The 16,954-nt window shown below is 65.1% G+C and carries 16 protein-coding genes; 11 read left to right on the top strand and 5 right to left on the bottom strand.

From position 1 onward, the window contains the following. The first annotated feature begins 222 nt into the window (after positions 1 to 222). The 7 genes from HF519_RS05930 (at position 223) to HF519_RS05900 (ending at position 8,395) form a co-directional block, all read left to right on the top strand. Positions 223 to 1,299, top strand: a complete 1,077-nt coding sequence (locus HF519_RS05930) for a Gfo/Idh/MocA family protein (RefSeq protein ID WP_169410893.1) — start codon at positions 223 to 225, stop codon at positions 1,297 to 1,299. Then, a complete protein-coding gene (locus HF519_RS05925) occupies positions 1,296 to 2,402 on the top strand; it encodes a DegT/DnrJ/EryC1/StrS family aminotransferase (protein WP_312859927.1) in 1,107 nt (368 codons plus the stop codon). The genes HF519_RS05930 and HF519_RS05925 overlap by 4 nt, the downstream gene beginning before the upstream one ends. Beyond that, positions 2,399 to 3,271, top strand: a complete 873-nt coding sequence (locus tag HF519_RS05920; RefSeq protein ID WP_169410890.1) for a GumC domain-containing protein — start codon at positions 2,399 to 2,401, stop codon at positions 3,269 to 3,271. Before HF519_RS05925 ends, HF519_RS05920 begins: the two co-directional genes overlap by 4 nt. Next, positions 3,265 to 4,872: a lipid II flippase MurJ gene (locus HF519_RS05915; protein ID WP_169410888.1), complete on the top strand. Its 1,608-nt coding sequence runs from the start codon at positions 3,265 to 3,267 to the stop codon at positions 4,870 to 4,872. The genes HF519_RS05920 and HF519_RS05915 overlap by 7 nt, the downstream gene beginning before the upstream one ends. A 239-nt stretch (positions 4,873 to 5,111) precedes the next feature. Then, positions 5,112 to 6,371, top strand: a complete 1,260-nt coding sequence (locus HF519_RS05910) for an O-antigen ligase family protein (protein WP_211169603.1) — start codon at positions 5,112 to 5,114, stop codon at positions 6,369 to 6,371. 12 nt (positions 6,372 to 6,383) lie between these two features. Beyond that, complete coding sequence (locus HF519_RS05905) at positions 6,384 to 7,358, top strand: glycosyltransferase (protein ID WP_169410884.1); 975 nt, start codon at positions 6,384 to 6,386, stop codon at positions 7,356 to 7,358. After that, positions 7,355 to 8,395: a GNAT family N-acetyltransferase gene (locus HF519_RS05900; protein ID WP_169410882.1), complete on the top strand. Its 1,041-nt coding sequence runs from the start codon at positions 7,355 to 7,357 to the stop codon at positions 8,393 to 8,395. The genes HF519_RS05905 and HF519_RS05900 overlap by 4 nt, the downstream gene beginning before the upstream one ends. An 11-nt stretch (positions 8,396 to 8,406) precedes the next feature. Here the strand turns inward: HF519_RS05900 and HF519_RS05895 are convergent, their stop codons facing one another. From HF519_RS05895 to HF519_RS05885, 3 genes are all read right to left on the bottom strand, one after another. Then, on the bottom strand, positions 8,407 to 9,462 hold the full coding sequence (locus HF519_RS05895) for a right-handed parallel beta-helix repeat-containing protein (protein ID WP_169410880.1): 1,056 nt from the start codon (positions 9,460 to 9,462) through the stop codon (positions 8,407 to 8,409). Between the two features lie 32 nt (positions 9,463 to 9,494). Next, complete coding sequence (locus HF519_RS05890; RefSeq protein ID WP_169410878.1) at positions 9,495 to 10,640, bottom strand: lipid II:glycine glycyltransferase FemX; 1,146 nt, start codon at positions 10,638 to 10,640, stop codon at positions 9,495 to 9,497. 543 nt (positions 10,641 to 11,183) lie between these two features. Beyond that, positions 11,184 to 11,453, bottom strand: a complete 270-nt coding sequence (locus HF519_RS05885; RefSeq protein ID WP_169410876.1) for a hypothetical protein — start codon at positions 11,451 to 11,453, stop codon at positions 11,184 to 11,186. 281 nt (positions 11,454 to 11,734) lie between these two features. Between HF519_RS05885 and HF519_RS05880 the strand changes: the two genes are divergently transcribed. Next, positions 11,735 to 13,078, top strand: a complete 1,344-nt coding sequence (locus HF519_RS05880) for a UDP-glucose dehydrogenase family protein (RefSeq protein WP_169410874.1) — start codon at positions 11,735 to 11,737, stop codon at positions 13,076 to 13,078. 284 nt (positions 13,079 to 13,362) lie between these two features. Here HF519_RS05880 and HF519_RS05875 read toward each other — a convergent pair whose 3' ends face one another. Together HF519_RS05875 and HF519_RS05870 are read right to left on the bottom strand one after the other, a co-directional pair. Further along, entirely contained in the window at positions 13,363 to 14,031 is a 669-nt protein-coding gene (locus tag HF519_RS05875) for a methyltransferase domain-containing protein (RefSeq protein ID WP_169410873.1), read from the bottom strand. Positions 14,032 to 14,261: 230 nt separating this feature from the next. Beyond that, complete coding sequence (locus tag HF519_RS05870; protein ID WP_169410941.1) at positions 14,262 to 14,582, bottom strand: phosphatase PAP2 family protein; 321 nt, start codon at positions 14,580 to 14,582, stop codon at positions 14,262 to 14,264. Between the two features lie 288 nt (positions 14,583 to 14,870). Here HF519_RS05870 and ctaJ point away from each other — a divergent pair, with 288 nt between their 5' ends. The 3 genes from ctaJ to HF519_RS05855 all read left to right on the top strand — a co-directional run bounded on the left by ctaJ (position 14,871) and on the right by HF519_RS05855 (position 16,435). Beyond that, the gene (ctaJ, locus tag HF519_RS05865) at positions 14,871 to 15,113 is read left to right on the top strand and encodes an aa3-type cytochrome oxidase subunit CtaJ (RefSeq protein WP_169410940.1); all 243 of its coding nucleotides are present in this window, start codon (positions 14,871 to 14,873) and stop codon (positions 15,111 to 15,113) included. Further along, entirely contained in the window at positions 15,100 to 15,603 is a 504-nt protein-coding gene (locus tag HF519_RS05860; RefSeq protein ID WP_312859926.1) for a DUF5130 family protein, read from the top strand. The genes ctaJ and HF519_RS05860 overlap by 14 nt, the downstream gene beginning before the upstream one ends. A 148-nt stretch (positions 15,604 to 15,751) precedes the next feature. Further along, positions 15,752 to 16,435, top strand: a complete 684-nt coding sequence (locus HF519_RS05855; RefSeq protein WP_169410869.1) for a response regulator transcription factor — start codon at positions 15,752 to 15,754, stop codon at positions 16,433 to 16,435. Positions 16,436 to 16,954: the final 519 nt, after the last annotated feature.

The raw sequence follows: 16,954 nt of genomic DNA, 5'->3' as shown, positions 1-16,954 counted from the left end.
GCTTTCCTGGTCGGTTCCACCGGGAATGACCTCAGCTGACCTTTGACTCGAACCTGGCCGACCATCCGTTACGTTCGCCGATCACGGTGTCGGGCGATCCCGTCGGTGGCTCCGGGATCGTGCGAAATACGCCGTAACGTCGACACCAGAGTGCGCGAGTACGTTCCGCAGGAGGTCTCCTCTGATCATTTTGATCGAGACTCAAATCGGAGGTAGGACGTAATGCTCCAGCTAGCGACGCGGATTGCAGTAGTCGGTTACGGCTACTGGGGTAGCAAGCACGTGCGCGTGCTTGCCAGCCTGCCCGGTGTCGAGGTGATCGTTATTGATGGGGTCTTCAATCGCACCGCCGAGGCTCGAGCCAACTACCCCTCCGTTCGGACAGCCGACCGGCTGGAAGCCGTCCTGGACGATGTGGACGCGGTGGTCGTGGCGACGCCGCCGACGAGTCACGCTGCCATCGCACTGTCCGCACTGAACGCCGGGAAGCCCGTCCTGGTCGAGAAGCCGCTGGCCACGACCGTCGCCGACGCCGAGCTCATGGTGGAGACCGCGTCCGCCAACCATGTCCATCTCATGGTGGGGCACACCTTCGAGTACAACGCCGCGGTACGACGGCTCAAAGAGATCGTATCGTCCGGCATGCTCGGCCGGGTCCTGTACATCGACTCGGCGCGGCTGAGCCTCGGACTCTACCAAAGTGACGTCAACGTCATCTGGGACCTCGCTCCTCACGACATCTCGATCATTTCGTACCTGCTCGATGAGATGCCGAGGAGCGCGGCGGCGTGGGCCGAGCGGCATGTCGGCAACGGGCCACATGCTGATGTTGCTTATGTCCGATTGCGGTTCGATCGGAGCGGCATAGATGCATTTGTCCGGGTGAGCTGGCTGAGTCCACAGAAGGTACGCCGGGTCACGGTCGTCGGTGAACGCAAGATGGCGACATACGATGACATGTCGGACAACGAGCGAATTCGGGTATACGACGTGGGGGTCGACCCCACCGACCTGAGTGACACGAGCGCGAATCATGCGATGCCGGTGACGTACCGCAGCGGTGACATACTTTCCCCGTACATCCCGTTCAGTGAGCCGCTGTTCACACAGGACAGTCACTTCGTCGAGTGTGTCCGAACCGGCCAGCCACCGAACACTCCCGGTGAGCGAGGGGCCGATGTGGTACGGGTACTGGCAGCTACCGACGTCGCCCTGGCCACCGGACAGCTTACGCCCGTTCTCGGATGCCGGGAGCCGGTCGTGTTGGAGCCCCGTCTGACCGGTCCGGTCGCGCTGTGAACCCCGGACCGGCGATTCCCTTCCTCGACCTGCAGGCCGTCAACGCGGAGTACCGGTTCGGTGTCGAGCTCGCATTCAAGACGATCCTTGATCACGGACGGTTCGTGGGGGGACCGGAGGTGGAGGAGTTCGAGCAGGAGTTTGCTGCCTACTGCGAAGCCGAGGTCTGTGTCGGGGTCGGCAATGGAACAGATGCCATCGAGCTGATCTTGGCAGGTCTCGGCATCGGCCGAGGCGACGAGGTGATCCTGCCGGCCAATACGTTCGTCGCAACCGCAGAGGCGGTGTGCGCGGTCGGCGCGCGGCCGCGATTCGTCGATGTGCTGCCGGACACCCTGTTGATCGACCCAGCGGCGGTCGCTGATGCGGTCAACAGCTCGACGGCTGCGGTGATTGCAGTTCACCTGTTCGGTCAGATGGCGGATGTAGCTCGGCTGCGTTCGATTACCGAGCGGTTCGGGCTGGCCTTGTTGGAGGACGCAGCCCAGGCACACGGTGCTCGCTTCGGCGGGCGCCGAGCAGGCAGCGTCGGTAATGCAGCTGCATTCAGCTTCTACCCGGGAAAGAACCTTGGTGCCTTCGGGGATGGTGGTGCTGTCGTGACGAGCGACCGGCAACTCGCCGCCCGCGTCCGCCGTTTCGCCGACCATGGTCGGTCCGTCGACGATCGCCACCGCCACCATGATCGGGGTCGGAACAGCCGGCTGGACTCCATACAGGCGGCCGTGCTCACCGCGAAGCTCCCCGAACTCGATCGGGCCAACGCGAGCCGCAATGGTGTCATGGCCCACTACCGGGCAAACCTGCCAGAAGACTGCATTCCGGTCGCGGTGGATCCTGAGTCGGAACCAGTTCATCACCTCGCAGTCGTTCAGGTTCCGGACCGTGCCCGAACGACGGCGGTCCTGTCGGCAGCGAAGATCGGGTGGGGCGTTCACTACCCGATCCCGTGCCACCGCCAGCCTGCATTCGCGGAATTCGCCGAGCACCTTCCGGAGGTCGAGAAGGCAGCGCCGAGGATTCTCTCGTTGCCGATGTTCCCGACTCTGGCCGAGCGTGAAGTGGAGCGGGTCTGCAATGTTGTGAAGGGTACGTTGCAATGATCGACAAGAGCGGTACGGCAGTTCCGCCGCCGATGGAGAGGCAGCCAGGATCTGAACGGTGCAACGGTTCCGCGGGCGTCACGCCCGTACGGACCGAGGACTTTTCCGATGCGAGTCCCGTTCAGCAGGACACCAACGCAGGTTCGGGCTCTCCGCCGCGGAGATCGTTGACGGCCCGCGAGATCATGAAACTCACCGTGATCGGGTTGGTGCTGATAATGGTGGGCGCCTCGGGGAGCTACGGCGTGGCGCTGCTGCTGCCGAAGGAGTACTTGGCCCGAACCGAACTCCTCTACACGATCACCACCGCCGAGCCGACCGAGTACCTCCGCGAGGACCGGACCCTGACCACCCAGGTCCTGCTGATAGAGGGCCGCAGCGTGCTGGGACCGGTTGCCACGGCCTTCGGGCTCCCTGTGAACGACCTCGCCGCACGTGTCAACGCCAGGGTCGTCGAGAGCAGCAAGATCATCGAGGTCCAAGTGGTCGATCCGTCCCCGGATACAGCTTTACGCCTCGTCGAGGCGATCCGCGACAAGTACCTCGACAACTCGACCCCTCTGGAGAACAAGCCCGCACTCGACTTCCTCAATGTGCAGCTCGCCGACGTCCGTGAACGACAGCGAACTGCTCGGCCCGAGGAGCTTCTGTCCCTCGCCGAGCGGGAAGCCGCGGTTCTCAGCCAGATCGACAACGTCCGCATGAACACGTTCGACGCGACCCGGGCGAGGACCGTTGTGCCCGCGTACGCGCTCGACGAACCGGTGAGCCCGCGACCGGCCTTCGCTGGTGCAACCGGGGGGCTCACGGCGATGCTCGTCGCCACTGCGGTCATCGCACTGCTCGCTCGGCGCTGGACGCGATGCTGAAGCCGATGCGCCGGTCGAGCCTTCCGGTCGGGCGCGAGCGCGGGCCAGCGCGTAACTCCGCTTCGGTCGCCGCATGGACTCTTGTGAGCCGGACCACGGGCCTGGCGCGTGTGGTGGTGATCGGCGCTGTCCTGGGCCCGACGTACTTCGCGAACGTCTTCGCCTCGACCAACGTCACTCCGACCTTGATCTTCAGTGCCCTGGGCGGATCTGCCGTGGCCATGGTGCTCGTGCCGGCACTGGTCCGGGCTGTCTCCGATCGCGGAGTGGCCGGCGCGGCCGGGACCATGGGCAAGGTCACCGGATATCTGCTTGGCGTCTCCGCTGCCTTGGCGGCCCTGCTCGTCGTGGCATCACCCGGGTTGGCGTGGGCCATGACGCTGGGAGTCGACACTGATCGTTCCCGCGCCTACTTGCTCTGCCTGATAATGCTGATCTCCGTCGCTGCCCAGGTTGTGCTGTATACGCTGGCTGCGATCGGCGCTGCGGTGCAGCAGGCGCGGCACCGATTCGCACTGGCGGCTGCCGCCCCCGCTCTGGAGAACATCGGCCTGATAGCCACGATGATCGTCGCTGCGCTGTTGTTCCGTCCGGGACCCGAGGTGGATGAAGTCCCGCTGGGTCTCGTCGTCACCCTCGGGCTCGGCAGCACGATCGCCGTCGGCCTGCACGCGGCGGCCCAGCTGGCCGGCGCCGCTGCAGCCGGGTTGCCTGTGCGACCCATGCGGGGCTGGAGCGCCGACCCTCATGCGGCAGAGGTGGCAGCTCGGCTCCGTCGGTCGGTAGGCGTCACGGCGTTCCCCTGCGCGAGCTACTTCATGCTGGTCCTGCTGGCCGCAACGGTGCCGGGTGGCGTGCTCGTGCTGCAGATCTCATGGGCGATCTACCAGCTGCCGACCGCGTTGGGAGCGAGGGCGGTATCGGCCGCTGTGCTCCCCGGGCTTGCATCCGCTGCCGAGCACGGCGATGCAGCGGGATTTGCCTCGTCCTGGCGGCGCGCCCTGACCTATGTCGCGATTGCGAGCCTGCCACCGCTGTGCATGCTGGTCGTCTTCGCGGAGTCGATCGCGAACATCCTCGCCAACGGCGAGCTGCGCTCCACCGCACTGACCACGTCCCTTGTGGCCTGCATCATGGTCCTCGGCGTATCGCAGCTCGCTGCGGGGGTACAGGAGGTCGGCCGGCAAGCGCTGTTCGCTCGGCTCGATCTCCGCGGGCCCCAGCAGGCGAGTGTGGTCTCGGTCGTGACGACTGCTGTCGTCGGAAGCTGCGCGCTGCTCCTCCCCACGGGGGCTCCACGCCTGGTCGGCATCTGCCTCGCCGTGCTTGCAGCCGACGCTGTCGCGACAGGCGTGGTCCTCGTGATGCTCCGCAACAGACTCCGGCCCGACGCGATCGCCGACCACCGACAGCTGGGCGCGGCGTTCGTGGCGACCATCGCGATGCTCCCCGCGGTTGTCCTCGGGCGGTCGGTCGTCGATCACACGACCTCCGGCCGCGTAGGTGAACTGGTGATCGTCGTGGTGGCAGCAACGATCGGACTGACAACCTTCGTTCTGACGATCAGAGCGCTGTGGCGGCGGATCGGAGCGACGCCGTGATACGGACGCCCCGATCCGGTGGGCCGATGACCTCGGAGCCGGGGTCCGCCAGCTCGGCTGAGCACGCCGCCTCGTCCAATCTCGCGCGGAGCAGTCCACCCTTCGTGGATCCCGTCGTGCTTGTCGCTGCCGGCGGCGGAATGGTGGTGGTCCTAGCACTCTCCAGCGTTGTCGGAGGCCGGGCGGCGGTCGCGGCAGTAGCCGCTGGGGGGTTTTTCGCACTCGTCGCGTGGCGACCCGTGGCCGGGACCTACGTCTACCTCGTGACCTTGCCGTTCCTGGCCGGACTCGGGCGCGATCGTGTCCTTCCGGTATTTCGACCGAACGAGGCTCTGCTCCTCCTGTGCATAGCCGCAGCAATGACAGGGGGATATCTTCGTTATCTCAACGGAAAGCCGCTTCGACTACGGTTCCGACCCATCGACGGACCGCTAGCAGCATTCGTCCTGCTGTCTACACTGTGGCCGATCACGTCGATGATGCTCCGTGGTCAAACCCCAGAGTTGTCGGACATGATGGCAGTACTGCCTATCTGCAAGCTGGTCGGACTACTGCTGCTCGTACGAACGACGGTGCTAAACGAGCAGCAGCGACTCCGGTGCATCCGGATCATCATGTGGACGGCCGCCGTAATCGCAGTTCTAGCGCTGCTGCAGACACGCGGCTTCGGTCCGGTGGTGAGCCTTTTGAACACATTCTGGTCGCCCGAGGATTCTCCGGTGACGACCGACCGTGGAACCACGACACTGGGCCACGCGATCGCCACAGGCGACTTCATCACCATCGGGCTCGCTCTAGTGATCGCCAGCAGTGTGCGAGGCATCCTCGGCCGGCGGGAGAGGATCGTTCTCGGATCTTTCTTGGCGGCAGGTGTACTGGCATCCGGCCAGTTCTCCACCTGGATCGCTGCGCTGCTTTCTGTGGTTGTGATCCTCTGCCGGTACCCTGGACTGCGTCGGCGAGCTGTGCGTCTGATTCCGGTCACCGTGCCTCTGCTCATTGTGGGGGCACCGGTTGTCAGCGCTCGGCTGGAGGGTTTTGGTGGAGAGCGCGGGCTACCGATCAGCTGGCTCACCAGATGGGACAATATCGCCAGTGTCTACTGGCCGCACATCGCCGACTGGGGATTCTTGATCGGCGTCTCGCCGAACTCGGTGCTACCGGCGCCTGACGTCTGGCGTGAACTGTTGTATCTCGAAGCCGGATACCTGCAGCTGTTGTGGGTGGGCGGAATTCCTTTGTTTGTCGGGTTCGCGTGGTTCGCCATCATGCTGAATCGCCAGATACGAAGCAGCGCGGATCATCCGGGCGCCACCGGTGCCTGTGCCTCTGCGCTAGAGGTTGCCTGGTGGATGGTGCTGGTCCTGTCATTGATCGACATCCATCTCCTGCTGCGCGGGTCAGGAGATCTGATCTTCACCCTCATTGCCATCACGACAGGAGTCATCGAAGGTGATCGACGTGTCCAGCAGGCGCCACAGAGGAGTTGCGTTGTGTGAGGAGAGTCGCCGATGACCACGTTGTTCCTGGCCACGACCGGAGGCCACCTTCGTCAACTCGCAGAGTTGTCCGAGCGGATCGCCCCCGAGGGGGATGCTCTCTGGGTGACGAATGCTGATCACCTGAGTACATCGATCCTCTGTGACCGGACGGCTCACTTCGTTGCTGACGTCCACCCCAGGGATGTGCGCGGGGTCCTCCGCTGCGTACCGACGGCCCACCGCCTATGGCGCGAGTGGAAGATCACGAGAGCGATCTCGACCGGCTCCGGCATAGCGCTCGGCTATCTGCCGTATCTCGCCGCCCGAGGTGTCTCCTGCCACTACGTGGAGAGCGCGACCCGAGTCGTCGGGCCGTCGCTCACCGGGCGGCTTCTCGGCCGAATTCCACTCATTCGCCTGTACAGCCAGTACACTGGGTGGGCGGGTCGGCGCTGGATGTATGCCGGAAACATCTTCGACAGCTATCAACCCACTAAGCGGTTCGCCAGCTCCGGCGATGAACTGCGCGTCGTCGTGACGCTCGGAATCGCTACCGGGTTCCCGTTCCGCCGGCTTGTTGAACACCTTATCCCGCTTCTCACACCCGATGGGCCGCTGGCCCGAGCAGTGGACCGTCGGGTGCGGACGCTGTGGCAGACGGCCGGCACCGAGGTCGATGACCTGCCGATTCGGGCACTGCCATCCATTCCGTCTGGTGATTTCGCCACAGCGTTGCGCAGAGCCGACATCGTTGTCAGCCACGCCGGGACCGGATCGGCCGTCGCTGCTCTGGAGCAGGGCCGATACCCGATTCTGGCTCCCCGGGCGTCCGCGCGGGGAGAAATCGGCGACGATCACCAGAAACAGCTCGGTGCCGAACTCACACGCCGAGGGCTCGCACTGGTTCGCGAACCCGATGCGATCACCGTCGATGACCTGATTGCTTCCATGTCGAGGGCCATAATGCGCAACTCGAGCCCGCCTCCGTTCCGGCTCCGCCCATGACCACGCTCGACGTCGTGGCAGTCGACCCCCGAACGGATCCCTGCTGGCATGGGCTGGCTGCGGGGCCACATGGCAGTCTCTTCACCGCGCCCGGGTGGATCAGCGCGATTTGCGAGACCTACGGCTTCACACCAGAGGGCCGACTGGCAGTCGACAGCGATGGACGAGTGTTGGGCGGATTCGCGTGGGTGCCCGTGCGCGACATCCGCGGCGAGCGGTTGCTGAGCCTGCCTTTCTCCGATCGGGCGGAGCCACCGCTCGTAGACCCCACGACGTGGCCCGTGCTGGCAGGTCCGGCCCTGGCGGCAGGTCCACACCTCACGGTGCGGTGCCTAGACGGCGCGGCTCCGACCACGGATCCGCGCTTCACCGAAGTGGGCGAAGCCGCCTGGCACGGCACGCCACTGGGCCCTTCACCGGACGAGCTACGCAGCCGATTCCACCCATCGGTTCGCCGAAACATCGCCACCGCAGAGCGGGAGGAGGTACGAGTTGTCACGAGTACGTCGCTCGAGTCAGTACGCGTCTATCACGGCCTGCACGTCGCGTTGCGTAGACACAAATATCGGCTGCTCGCCCAGCCACTCGCCTTCTTCGAGCAGGTGTGGAAGAACTTCGCTGCCGACAACGCTATCGTGACCGCGATTGCCTACCTCGAGGGTCGGCCGATCGCCGGCGCGATCTATCTCGTCTGGCAGGATGTGTTGTACTACAAGTTTGGAGCTTCGCTCGCAGGGTATCTATCGGTGCGCCCGAATGATGCAGTGCACTGGGCTGCAATTCAATGGGCGACGGACCGAGGGCTGGGTCTTCTCGACTGGGGCCTCAGTGATCTGACACAGTCAGGGCTCGTCGCCTACAAACGAAAGTGGGCAAGCTTCGAGCGCCGCATTGCAACGCTGAGTTCAGGTGAGCGAGAAAGGAATGCAGAGGCAGACGATCTGCTGACTGAAATCACCAAGCTGTTCGTCGCGGACGGAGTTTCCGATGAAATCACAACGCGTGCAGGGGCGTTGCTGTACCGCTACTTCTGCTGACGACCACCTACTCAGTGAACGGCGCGGTTTCTCGCCTCACGGAAATCTGGTTCTGAGTCGCTGTCGAGATAATAGATCTGTGCACCACCACCAACCTCGTTGCCAATAACTGTCACGTCAGTCGAACCTTCGGTCAGCACTACCCCGTGATAGGTCGCATTGAGAGAGTTGTTGCGCACGCTGACGTGCGGGTATCCGCGGAGCAGCACGGCCTGGGAGCCTTCTACCTCGCAAGTGTTGTCCTCGAAAACGATTGTCCTGACACCGTCCGGAGTGCCCGAGTTTCGGCGTTCATCGCCAGTGGCAATCAAACATTGATGGTCGACATTCGTGCACCGATTGCCCGCGATGATGACGTCGTAAGTCGGTGGACTGTCGTTGTCGTAAGTCTGGAAGCAGTCCGTATGCGGCCTATCTCCGGAGGGATATCCATCATCCTTTATATCACGGATGACATTGTTTACAATGCGCAGTCCAGTTCCGAAGAATCGGATGCCGTCGGCATCCCTTGAGAGGGCCACGGATCCACTGATGGTGTTCCCGTTCACTGTGATCTGTTCGCCGACGATGTATATTCCTGCGCCGTCTGCCCCGGTGACCTCGTTGCGCTCGATTACCGAATCTGCGCATTCACAAAGGATTCCTCCGTGGCCGCTTAATATCGTGTTGTCCTGAGCGGTGAGTCTGCTGCCGCGCAGCTTGATCCCGCCGGGTCCGACGATCGTCAGATCCTGCACGACGATGTCATCCGCACTGATCGCAATTGCAGACAATGCCGCGCCCGCGCCGGACAGGACGATTGGGGAGCCAGGCTTTCCGGACCGGTCAAGCGCCAGCGTGACATCGGCGAGGCCTGTGCCGGCAAGGCACAGCCTCTGGGAAGGTTCGATGACCGCCACGGCATCCGCTAGGGATGCGGCGTCTCTCACGGTCCGCCAACAGTCCGTGGGTGGGCCAGCCGTGCCTGCTTCGTCGCGCGCCGACAGCGTCAGCAGGGCGGAGATCGCGAGTGCCGTGACAGCACAGACGACGAGGATCTGCCGGACCGGCCGGTTGCGCCTGCTCATCGTCGTCCCCGTTCGCGGCCGTCGCGCAGCCATCACGGCGCCGGGGACCGCGGAATACGACCCCCTCGCGCCAAGGCCTTGACTCGTTCCAGAGTGCGTCGTCCAGCCCTCGACCCGCGAAGCCGCTCGAGAGCCCTTCGTAGGATCGGTGAGGCGATCAACTCGACTGCCGGCGGGAAGCGGTGGGGGGCTCCACCGAATTTGACCTTAAACCGATCTCCGCCGGACATCATGTCCAGATTTGGTGGGCGACCCGACAGCAGTTCGTGCAGCGTCGCCTGCTTAATGCCTCCGAGATCGAACCAGCGGTAGCCGTTCTCCTTTGCCCACTGAATTGCCCTCCACTGCACGGCGCTGGTGACGTTGAGGCGAGTTGCTTCGGCAGATCGGTCGAAGCCACCGAGTCGGGCGTGCAGCACACCGCCGCAACCAGTGAGGCCGTCGATTGCCACAGTACGGCCATCCACTTCGCCGGCGAACAGCACCATGTGCCCGGCTGCCGCGAGCTCCTGGTACATCGTACAGAGATAGCTCGAGGAGAAGGGCTTGAAGCCTTGATGTGCCGCGGTGATATGAACGAGTTCTGCTAGCTTAGGAATATCGGATTCATCGCCTTGACGCACCGATACGCCGTGTGCAGCCCACCTCTTGGTCCACCGACGGAGCGTTGCATTCGCATTGCGGAAGAGTTCCTCCTCGGTTTTTTCGAGATCTATCCTGAGTGTTGCACTTGGTGCGATACCGACTTCCGAGTATTGAAATCCGTGACGCAGGAGCTCGATCGTGACATCCTGACCGCCGTCCGGCGGCTGTACGAACAGCATCCGGACTCGGTGCCGACCCACCGCTTCCAGCGCCGCGCAGAGCTTCGCCAGCACATCCCCGGGATGGGGTGAAGAGGGGTCGATGATCGGGCCGTTCGGGAGGTACGCAATCCTGCCGAGGACAGGAATCCGGCGGGTCAGGAGCTGGGCGCCGCCAAGGACTCGGCCACGCTGTGTCGCGAGGATGTACAGGGGCGAGTAGCCCGTCGTGGCGCGCAAGGTCGCCCATCCGGAAAGCTGGGTCACGTCGCTACCGGGTGTTTCGGCCACCAGTCGATCCCACTCGATCAGCTTCCCAGGGTCAGGCCGAGGTGATGCCTCTATCGACAGATCCTGTTCTGATGAGACCGGCATCCGGCTGAACTCCTCTGCTCGAAGACGGTTGGGCGCGCCACGGCGGCAGCATGGATTTCGAGTGCGATATGGGCGGCAATCCTGCGAACCGCCGATCACATCACAGTCGAATCGACTTGCCTTGGACCGAAGGCCACATCGACTGACGTCACGGACCAGCGCTGTCCCTCCCGCGGCCCGTCAGCCACCCGAGGGCAGGGCTCCTGTGCGTGCGACCTCTCAGTCCCGCGCTCGGTCGATGGCAACGCTGCTGGTGCCGTAGCCCGGAGCGGAATCCGTCCCGGGGTGGCCGCTTGTTCGACCTGGCCCGACAACCTGCCCCCTTCGCGACGTCACGATTCCTCTGATGGGTCCGAGTGCGGTACGACGAGTGCTGGACTCGGACCTGCGAGGACGGCCGGGCGGTGTCGCCCGACACGCACCGGAGGTCGTTACGAGGCCGTGTGCCGTTACGTGCACTGAGCAGCCACGCCGCGACCGCCCGAGCCCACCTCAGCCAGCCCGCAAAGGCTGTCGGCGGTCCCGCCTGGTCGACATTGATCCTCACCCCGTGAGGGCAAGGTGTTCGAGTTCGCATCCCAGCGGGCCGCAGTCCCCGAGCGTGCCCGCATCAAGGACCGGGGACGACCTGATCGTCGGGCCCCGCAGCCGCTCGGCGACCTCCACACCGGTCGAGCGGCCCGGTCGGTGTGTCTGCTCGTCCACCTGCCCGGCGTGCGAAGCGCCGAACAGCGCCGCCCGGTCCTGCCCGACGTGCTGAGACCACTGCCGGCCCACGTGCGCAGGCACGACGTCCGGTGTCGCGACGGTCATGCGGATCCACCTTGGGAAACGCGTATCGCTGAATTGGATCACTTCGTGAGTCCCGGATCTGGTCGAGCGGTAACGCATCATCGCCTGCGGTCGAGCACTCCCGAAGCCACTACATCGATGCGCCGCTCGCCTGCCGCCAAGGGGGTCTTCCGTGGAACGGTCATCCCGACCGGAGGCCGACACCGGTTTCCTGCACATGCACTCGGCCGACATTCACTCTCGCTGCGGTGTGCAGCTGTGCAAAGAGCTCGACGATGGGTATGCGAAGGGACTGTTCTGAAGTGTTCGTACGTCGGATCGCTGTGGTGGGCGCGGGTTACGTCGGACTGACGACCGCTGCGTGCATGGCGTCGTTGGGTCATCGGGTAGTGTGCGCAGATCTCGATGAGGACAAGATTGGCAGATTGCAGGCCGGTGAAATCGACATCCGCGAGCCCGGACTTGCGGGTTTGGTGGCTGAAGGCGTCGCTGCCGGCCGATTGTCGTTCGTCGTGGGTGCGACTGGGGCTTTGGATGAACTGGCGGCAGATGCAAAGCCGGTCGAGGTTATATTCCTTTGCCTGCCGACGCCGATGGGTGTTGGCGGAGTCGCTGATCTCGAAGCGATTGAGGCGGTACTGGAAGAGCTTCGGGAGAAGCTACCCTCCGGCTGTGTGCTGGTCAACAAGTCAACGGTTCCGGTAGGCACCGCGGAACGAGCCACCGAACTGCTCATGCGATCGGATATTCCTGTCGTCAGTAATCCGGAGTTTCTCCGGGAGGGCTGTGCGGTACGGGACTTTCTGAACCCTGACAGGGTTGTCGTCGGATCGGATGTTTCGGATGCCGCAGAGCGCGTTGCGGCGCTCTACGCTCGGTTGGGTGCGCCCACCGTCCTCACCGATGCGGCGAGTGCCGAGATGGTCAAGTATGCGGCCAACTGCTTCTTGGCGATGAAACTGTCCTACGTCAATGCGATCGCTGAGTTGTGTGAGCGACTGAATGCGGACATTGTCGATGTGACCGAGGGAATTGGGTACGATCGGCGGATCGGGCAGGCATTCCTGTCGCCGGGGCCCGGCTGGGGTGGATCGTGTCTGCCGAAGGACACCCAAGCGCTGTTGCAGGTTGCGGACGCTGTCGACTTCGAGTTTCGACTACTGCGCGCTACGATCGATACGAATATCCGCCAGTATCAGCGCATGGTTGACAAGGTTCGCGAAGCGGTCACTGGCAAGCGAACCGGCTCCCTCAGGTGGAAGCGGTTGGCTGTCCTCGGGCTCACATTCAAGGCGGGGACGGACGACCTGCGCGGTTCGCCTGCCCTTGCCGTCGTTGCCCAACTGCGTCAGGCCGGCGCAGAACTGATCGCCTATGACCCCGCACTTCCGGCTGACACCAGAATCAACACCCCCGGCGTTGTACTGGTGGATGACCCGTATCTCGTCGCCAAGGACGTTGACGCGATCGTGATATTGACCGAATGGGCGGACTTCCGGAGTCTCGACTGGCCGCATCTCGCAACGATCGTGCGGCGTCCCGTCATCATCGATACCAGGAACTTGCTGGACCCGGATGTTGTACGGCGGGCTGGCTTCTACTGGGTGGGCGTAGGACGCACCCTGAATCGCAGGACCCTTGCGTGATCCAACGAGTGTCGACGCGCAACCTCTGGCCCAAGGTTGAGGAACGCTCACAGGCGGGGTGGCGTCGCGACCCGTGAACGTCGGCGGCCCGCCCTCCTTGTCCGAGTACGCTGCCACAACGGTGGGATGGACAGCGTGACGAGCCGCCGCCTGCGTTGATGTCGTGATCGGTGGCCCTGCGGGCCGGTCGGCACCCGGAATCGTGGCGCGACCGCATCGGAGGTGTTCGCACCACAGACGAGAGCTGGATTCACCGCCCGATCGTGCGCCGGCAGTTCCCTCACTCAGTTCATGGCGTATATCCGGAAGGCGTTGGACCGTGCCCACTCAGAGCCGGGGCGCAGCCCGCGAACGGCGCCGGTCTGCCGCACTCGTCCGGTGGCGAGCAAGGCACTCTCCTCGACCGGGTTTCCATAGATGATCCTCAATGGTCGAGGGTTGCGGTCCACCGAGGCCAGGAGATGGTCGACGATAGTCTCGAACGTCCTGCCGCCGAAGGGGTTGTAGAAGAAGGCGATGGTGACATCGTCCGGGATGCTGAAGTCGAGTACATCCGAGTGAATGAGCTCGACGTCCCGGCATCGGAGCCGATCTCTGTTGCGCTGCAGATTCTGCTGAGCGATCCTGTGAAGTCGCTCAGAGATCTCCACTCCGATGACCCGGCGGAATGGGTAGCCGAGCGCAGCCAGGAGCACGACCCTGCCCTTGCCCGATCCGAAGTCGATGAAGACGTCCTCAGGTGTGACCGACTTGACGGGAAGCATTCGCCGTAGTGTAAGGATACCGGACGGAAGGTAGTCCCGGCGCTCCTTTCCGTGCAGCCCGAGCTCTTCCAAACTGACCTCGCCCGAGGTCTTTACGCCGTAACGCCTCTCAAACACGATGTCGATGACCGCTTCCCGTGCCCACACATAGGGCGGTTTGAGTGCCTTCGTGAACACGTGAGCGATCACAGTAGCTCCCTCTCTGCAATGTCGTACTCAGTGAGTTGTGGGGTGAACCGGTCGTTGGACTGCTATGGCGGTGCTACCGCGTTCACGACTCAGCGATGAACAGCTGCTCCGAGGCGCGCCAGACCCTTACCGAAGGTTTCGCTGGCGGGTCGTCGAACGTTTCGTCGCGCCGCGAGGCTTCGACACTCGCAGGACGTCGGCAAGTGGATGTCGTTGCGGTGGCCGCTCCCTCAGGTCCGACCCGGTGAGTTCGGCGACCGCGGCCAGGTCGGTGGCCGCCGTTCGGCGAATCGGTCGTCGATCAGCGCCGTGGTCAGCACGACGGCCACCGCGATGCTGAGCCCGCCGACCGTGTCGGTGGCATAGTGGATGTCCTCGGCGACGAGCGTGAGCGCCATGCCCGCTCCGGTCAGCGAGGTGTCGGCCACCAGGGCGACGGCCGCGACTCGTGGCTCGGGCCGCAGCAGACTCACCAGCAGCGGCGCGGCGACCAGGCCCAACGCGCCCGCAGCACCGGCGTGCCCGCTCGGGAAGGCGAAGTCGCCGTCGATGGTGCACCCGGTGCCCGTGGAGGCCGAGCCGCTGCTGGCGCCGGACCCGGTGGTGGCGGGAACGGGGCAGGGCGCTCAGCCTGCCCGTGGCCTGGGCTCGGGACGAGACGGACACACCGGACGGCCCGGAGCTGCCGGCGGCCGTCCAGCTCGTCGGCCGCCCCGGCGACGACGCCCTGCTCCTGGCCCTGGGTGCGCAGCTCGAGGTCGTGGCCGGGTGGGGTGGTCGACGCCTGCCGACCTGGTGGCCCGACGGTGATCCGGGTCGGCTAGGTTTCTCCTGTGAGCATGGTGGAGACGGTGCTGCTGTTCGTCGTGCCGCCGCTGGCGTTGTACCTGCTGATCGCCCTCCTGGTGATGGCGCCCAAGATGGCGCGCCGCCCGCGGTACCGGGCCGGTCAGCCGTGGTCCTACGAGCCCATGTGGTGGACGGCGAACCCGGAGGGTGCGGGGCTTCCGCCTGCGCACGACGAGCCCGGGTCGGATGCGGCTGCGGCCGGTGGTCGGGGAGGTGCCCGTGGCAACTGGTGAGCACGGCGGACACGGCGGCGCGCTGGCCGAGATCGACCCGAACGACCTGCCGGAGGGTTCGGTTGTCACCTCCTCCGGCCGGGTCTCCACGGCCGAGGTGTTCCAGGAGCTCTCCCGCGCCGACCAGCCGTTCAGCCCGGTTCAGCTCTCCCGCCTCGACGAGGCGTTGACCCTCGCGAGCCGCGAGACGGGCCTGCGATTCAGCGTCTACCTCGGCGACCTGGGTGACAAGCCCGACCAGCGGGTCGCCCAGCTGCACGACCAGCTCGAGGGTTCCGCGGAGGCCGTGATGGTGGCGGTCGACCCGGAGCACCGGGTGGTGGAGGTGCTGACCGGCCCCGAGGCCCGGCTGCGCCTGCCCGACCGCGGCGCGAAGCTGGCCGTGATGAGCATGGTCGCATCGTTCAGGGAGGGCGACCTGCTGGGCGGGCTGCTCAGCGGTCTGCGCATGCTGGCCGACCAGGCGGGCGGCCGGGCCCGCACCCGCTGACGCCGCAACCCGGTCGGCTGTTTCGATACGCTCCGACTTGTCAGACCCCATATGGTTGTAGCATGTGGGCTGTTCGGTGCAGTACATGCTGCGATGTCTGGGTGCTTCCACCTCTGGCGGTGCTTGGCGGCGCCAGCTGATCGACGTCATGACCGAATCGTCACCCGGTGCCTCGGACCTGCCCGTCTTCATCGTCGATGACCACCAACTGGTCGGGACGTCCCTGGCGTTGAGCCTGCGTGCCGAGGGCATGCAGGCGTACCACTGCGGTGCCCGGAGCGTCGACGCCATCCTCGCCGAGGCCGCCGCCCTGCCTGCCGGGCTCGCCCTGCTGGACCTCGACCTGGGCCGCGACCGCCACGGCAACCGGATCGACGGGATCGACCTGGTCGAGCCTCTGGGCTCATGGGGCTGGCGGATCCTGGTCTTGTCCGGCAGCGCCGACCACGGCCGTATCGGGGCCGCACTGGAGGCGGGGGCGTTGGCCTGGGTGCCCAAGAACGCTCCCTTCCCGACGCTGCTGCGCGCGGTCCGGGACGCTGCAGCCGGCCGTGAGGTGATGGGCGAGGCACGCCGGCAGCATTTCATCGATCTGCACCACGATCGTGAGGCCGAGAAGAGCGCGATCGCGGAGAAGCTCGACCGGCTCACTCAGCGCGAACGCGAGGTGCTCGCCGAGCTGGCGCGCGGCCGCCGCGCCCAGGCGGTCGCGGATCAGTTCGTCGTCTCCCTCGCCACCGTCCGGACCCAGATCCGGGCTGTGCTCACCAAGCTCGAGGTCGGTTCGCAACTCGAGGCGGTGGCGCTCTACCGGAGTGCCCACCGTTGGTGACGATGCCGGATGCCGGGCAGGCGCTCGGCCCTGCGGGGTGCCCCGTGCGATCCCCGGCGACCAGCTGTGACCGTTCAGCAGGACCCTGATCAGTTCCGCAACCGTGCCCGATGTAGAGCTTCTCCTGTCTTCGGTATTGCTCTACAGCAATGTGCGGTCGCTGGTGGCCGAGATCCAAGGTCCAGGTGCGGGCGGCGGAGCGCTTCCTACTCCTCGATGCACGTCGCGCAGTCGTCCTCCATGACGAAGTACTTCTGCGGCGCGGGTGGTACGAGGGCATCGACCGGACGTTCGCGCCGGTCCCGAGTGCCAGGGTCCTCGATGGTGCCGGCGCCCCCCGGCGATGGGGTGCCGGTTGTCGGGGTGGGCGATGACCGCGCTGTCGGACGGGCCGTTGTCGTAGCCGGCGTAGAAGGTCACACAGTCGTGCGTGACGGGCCCGCTGACGGCCGGTGAGGTGACAGGCGCCGGTGAGGAGGCCATTGCCCTCCCGTTGGCCGCAACCGATTCGGTCCAGGG

This window comes from Pseudonocardia bannensis (genome assembly GCF_012911875.1).
GTDB classification, from domain to species: Bacteria; Actinomycetota; Actinomycetes; order Mycobacteriales; family Pseudonocardiaceae; genus Pseudonocardia; species Pseudonocardia bannensis.
Note: the sequence above shows the minus strand (reverse complement) of the source record. Positions and strands in the feature narration are given on the sequence as shown.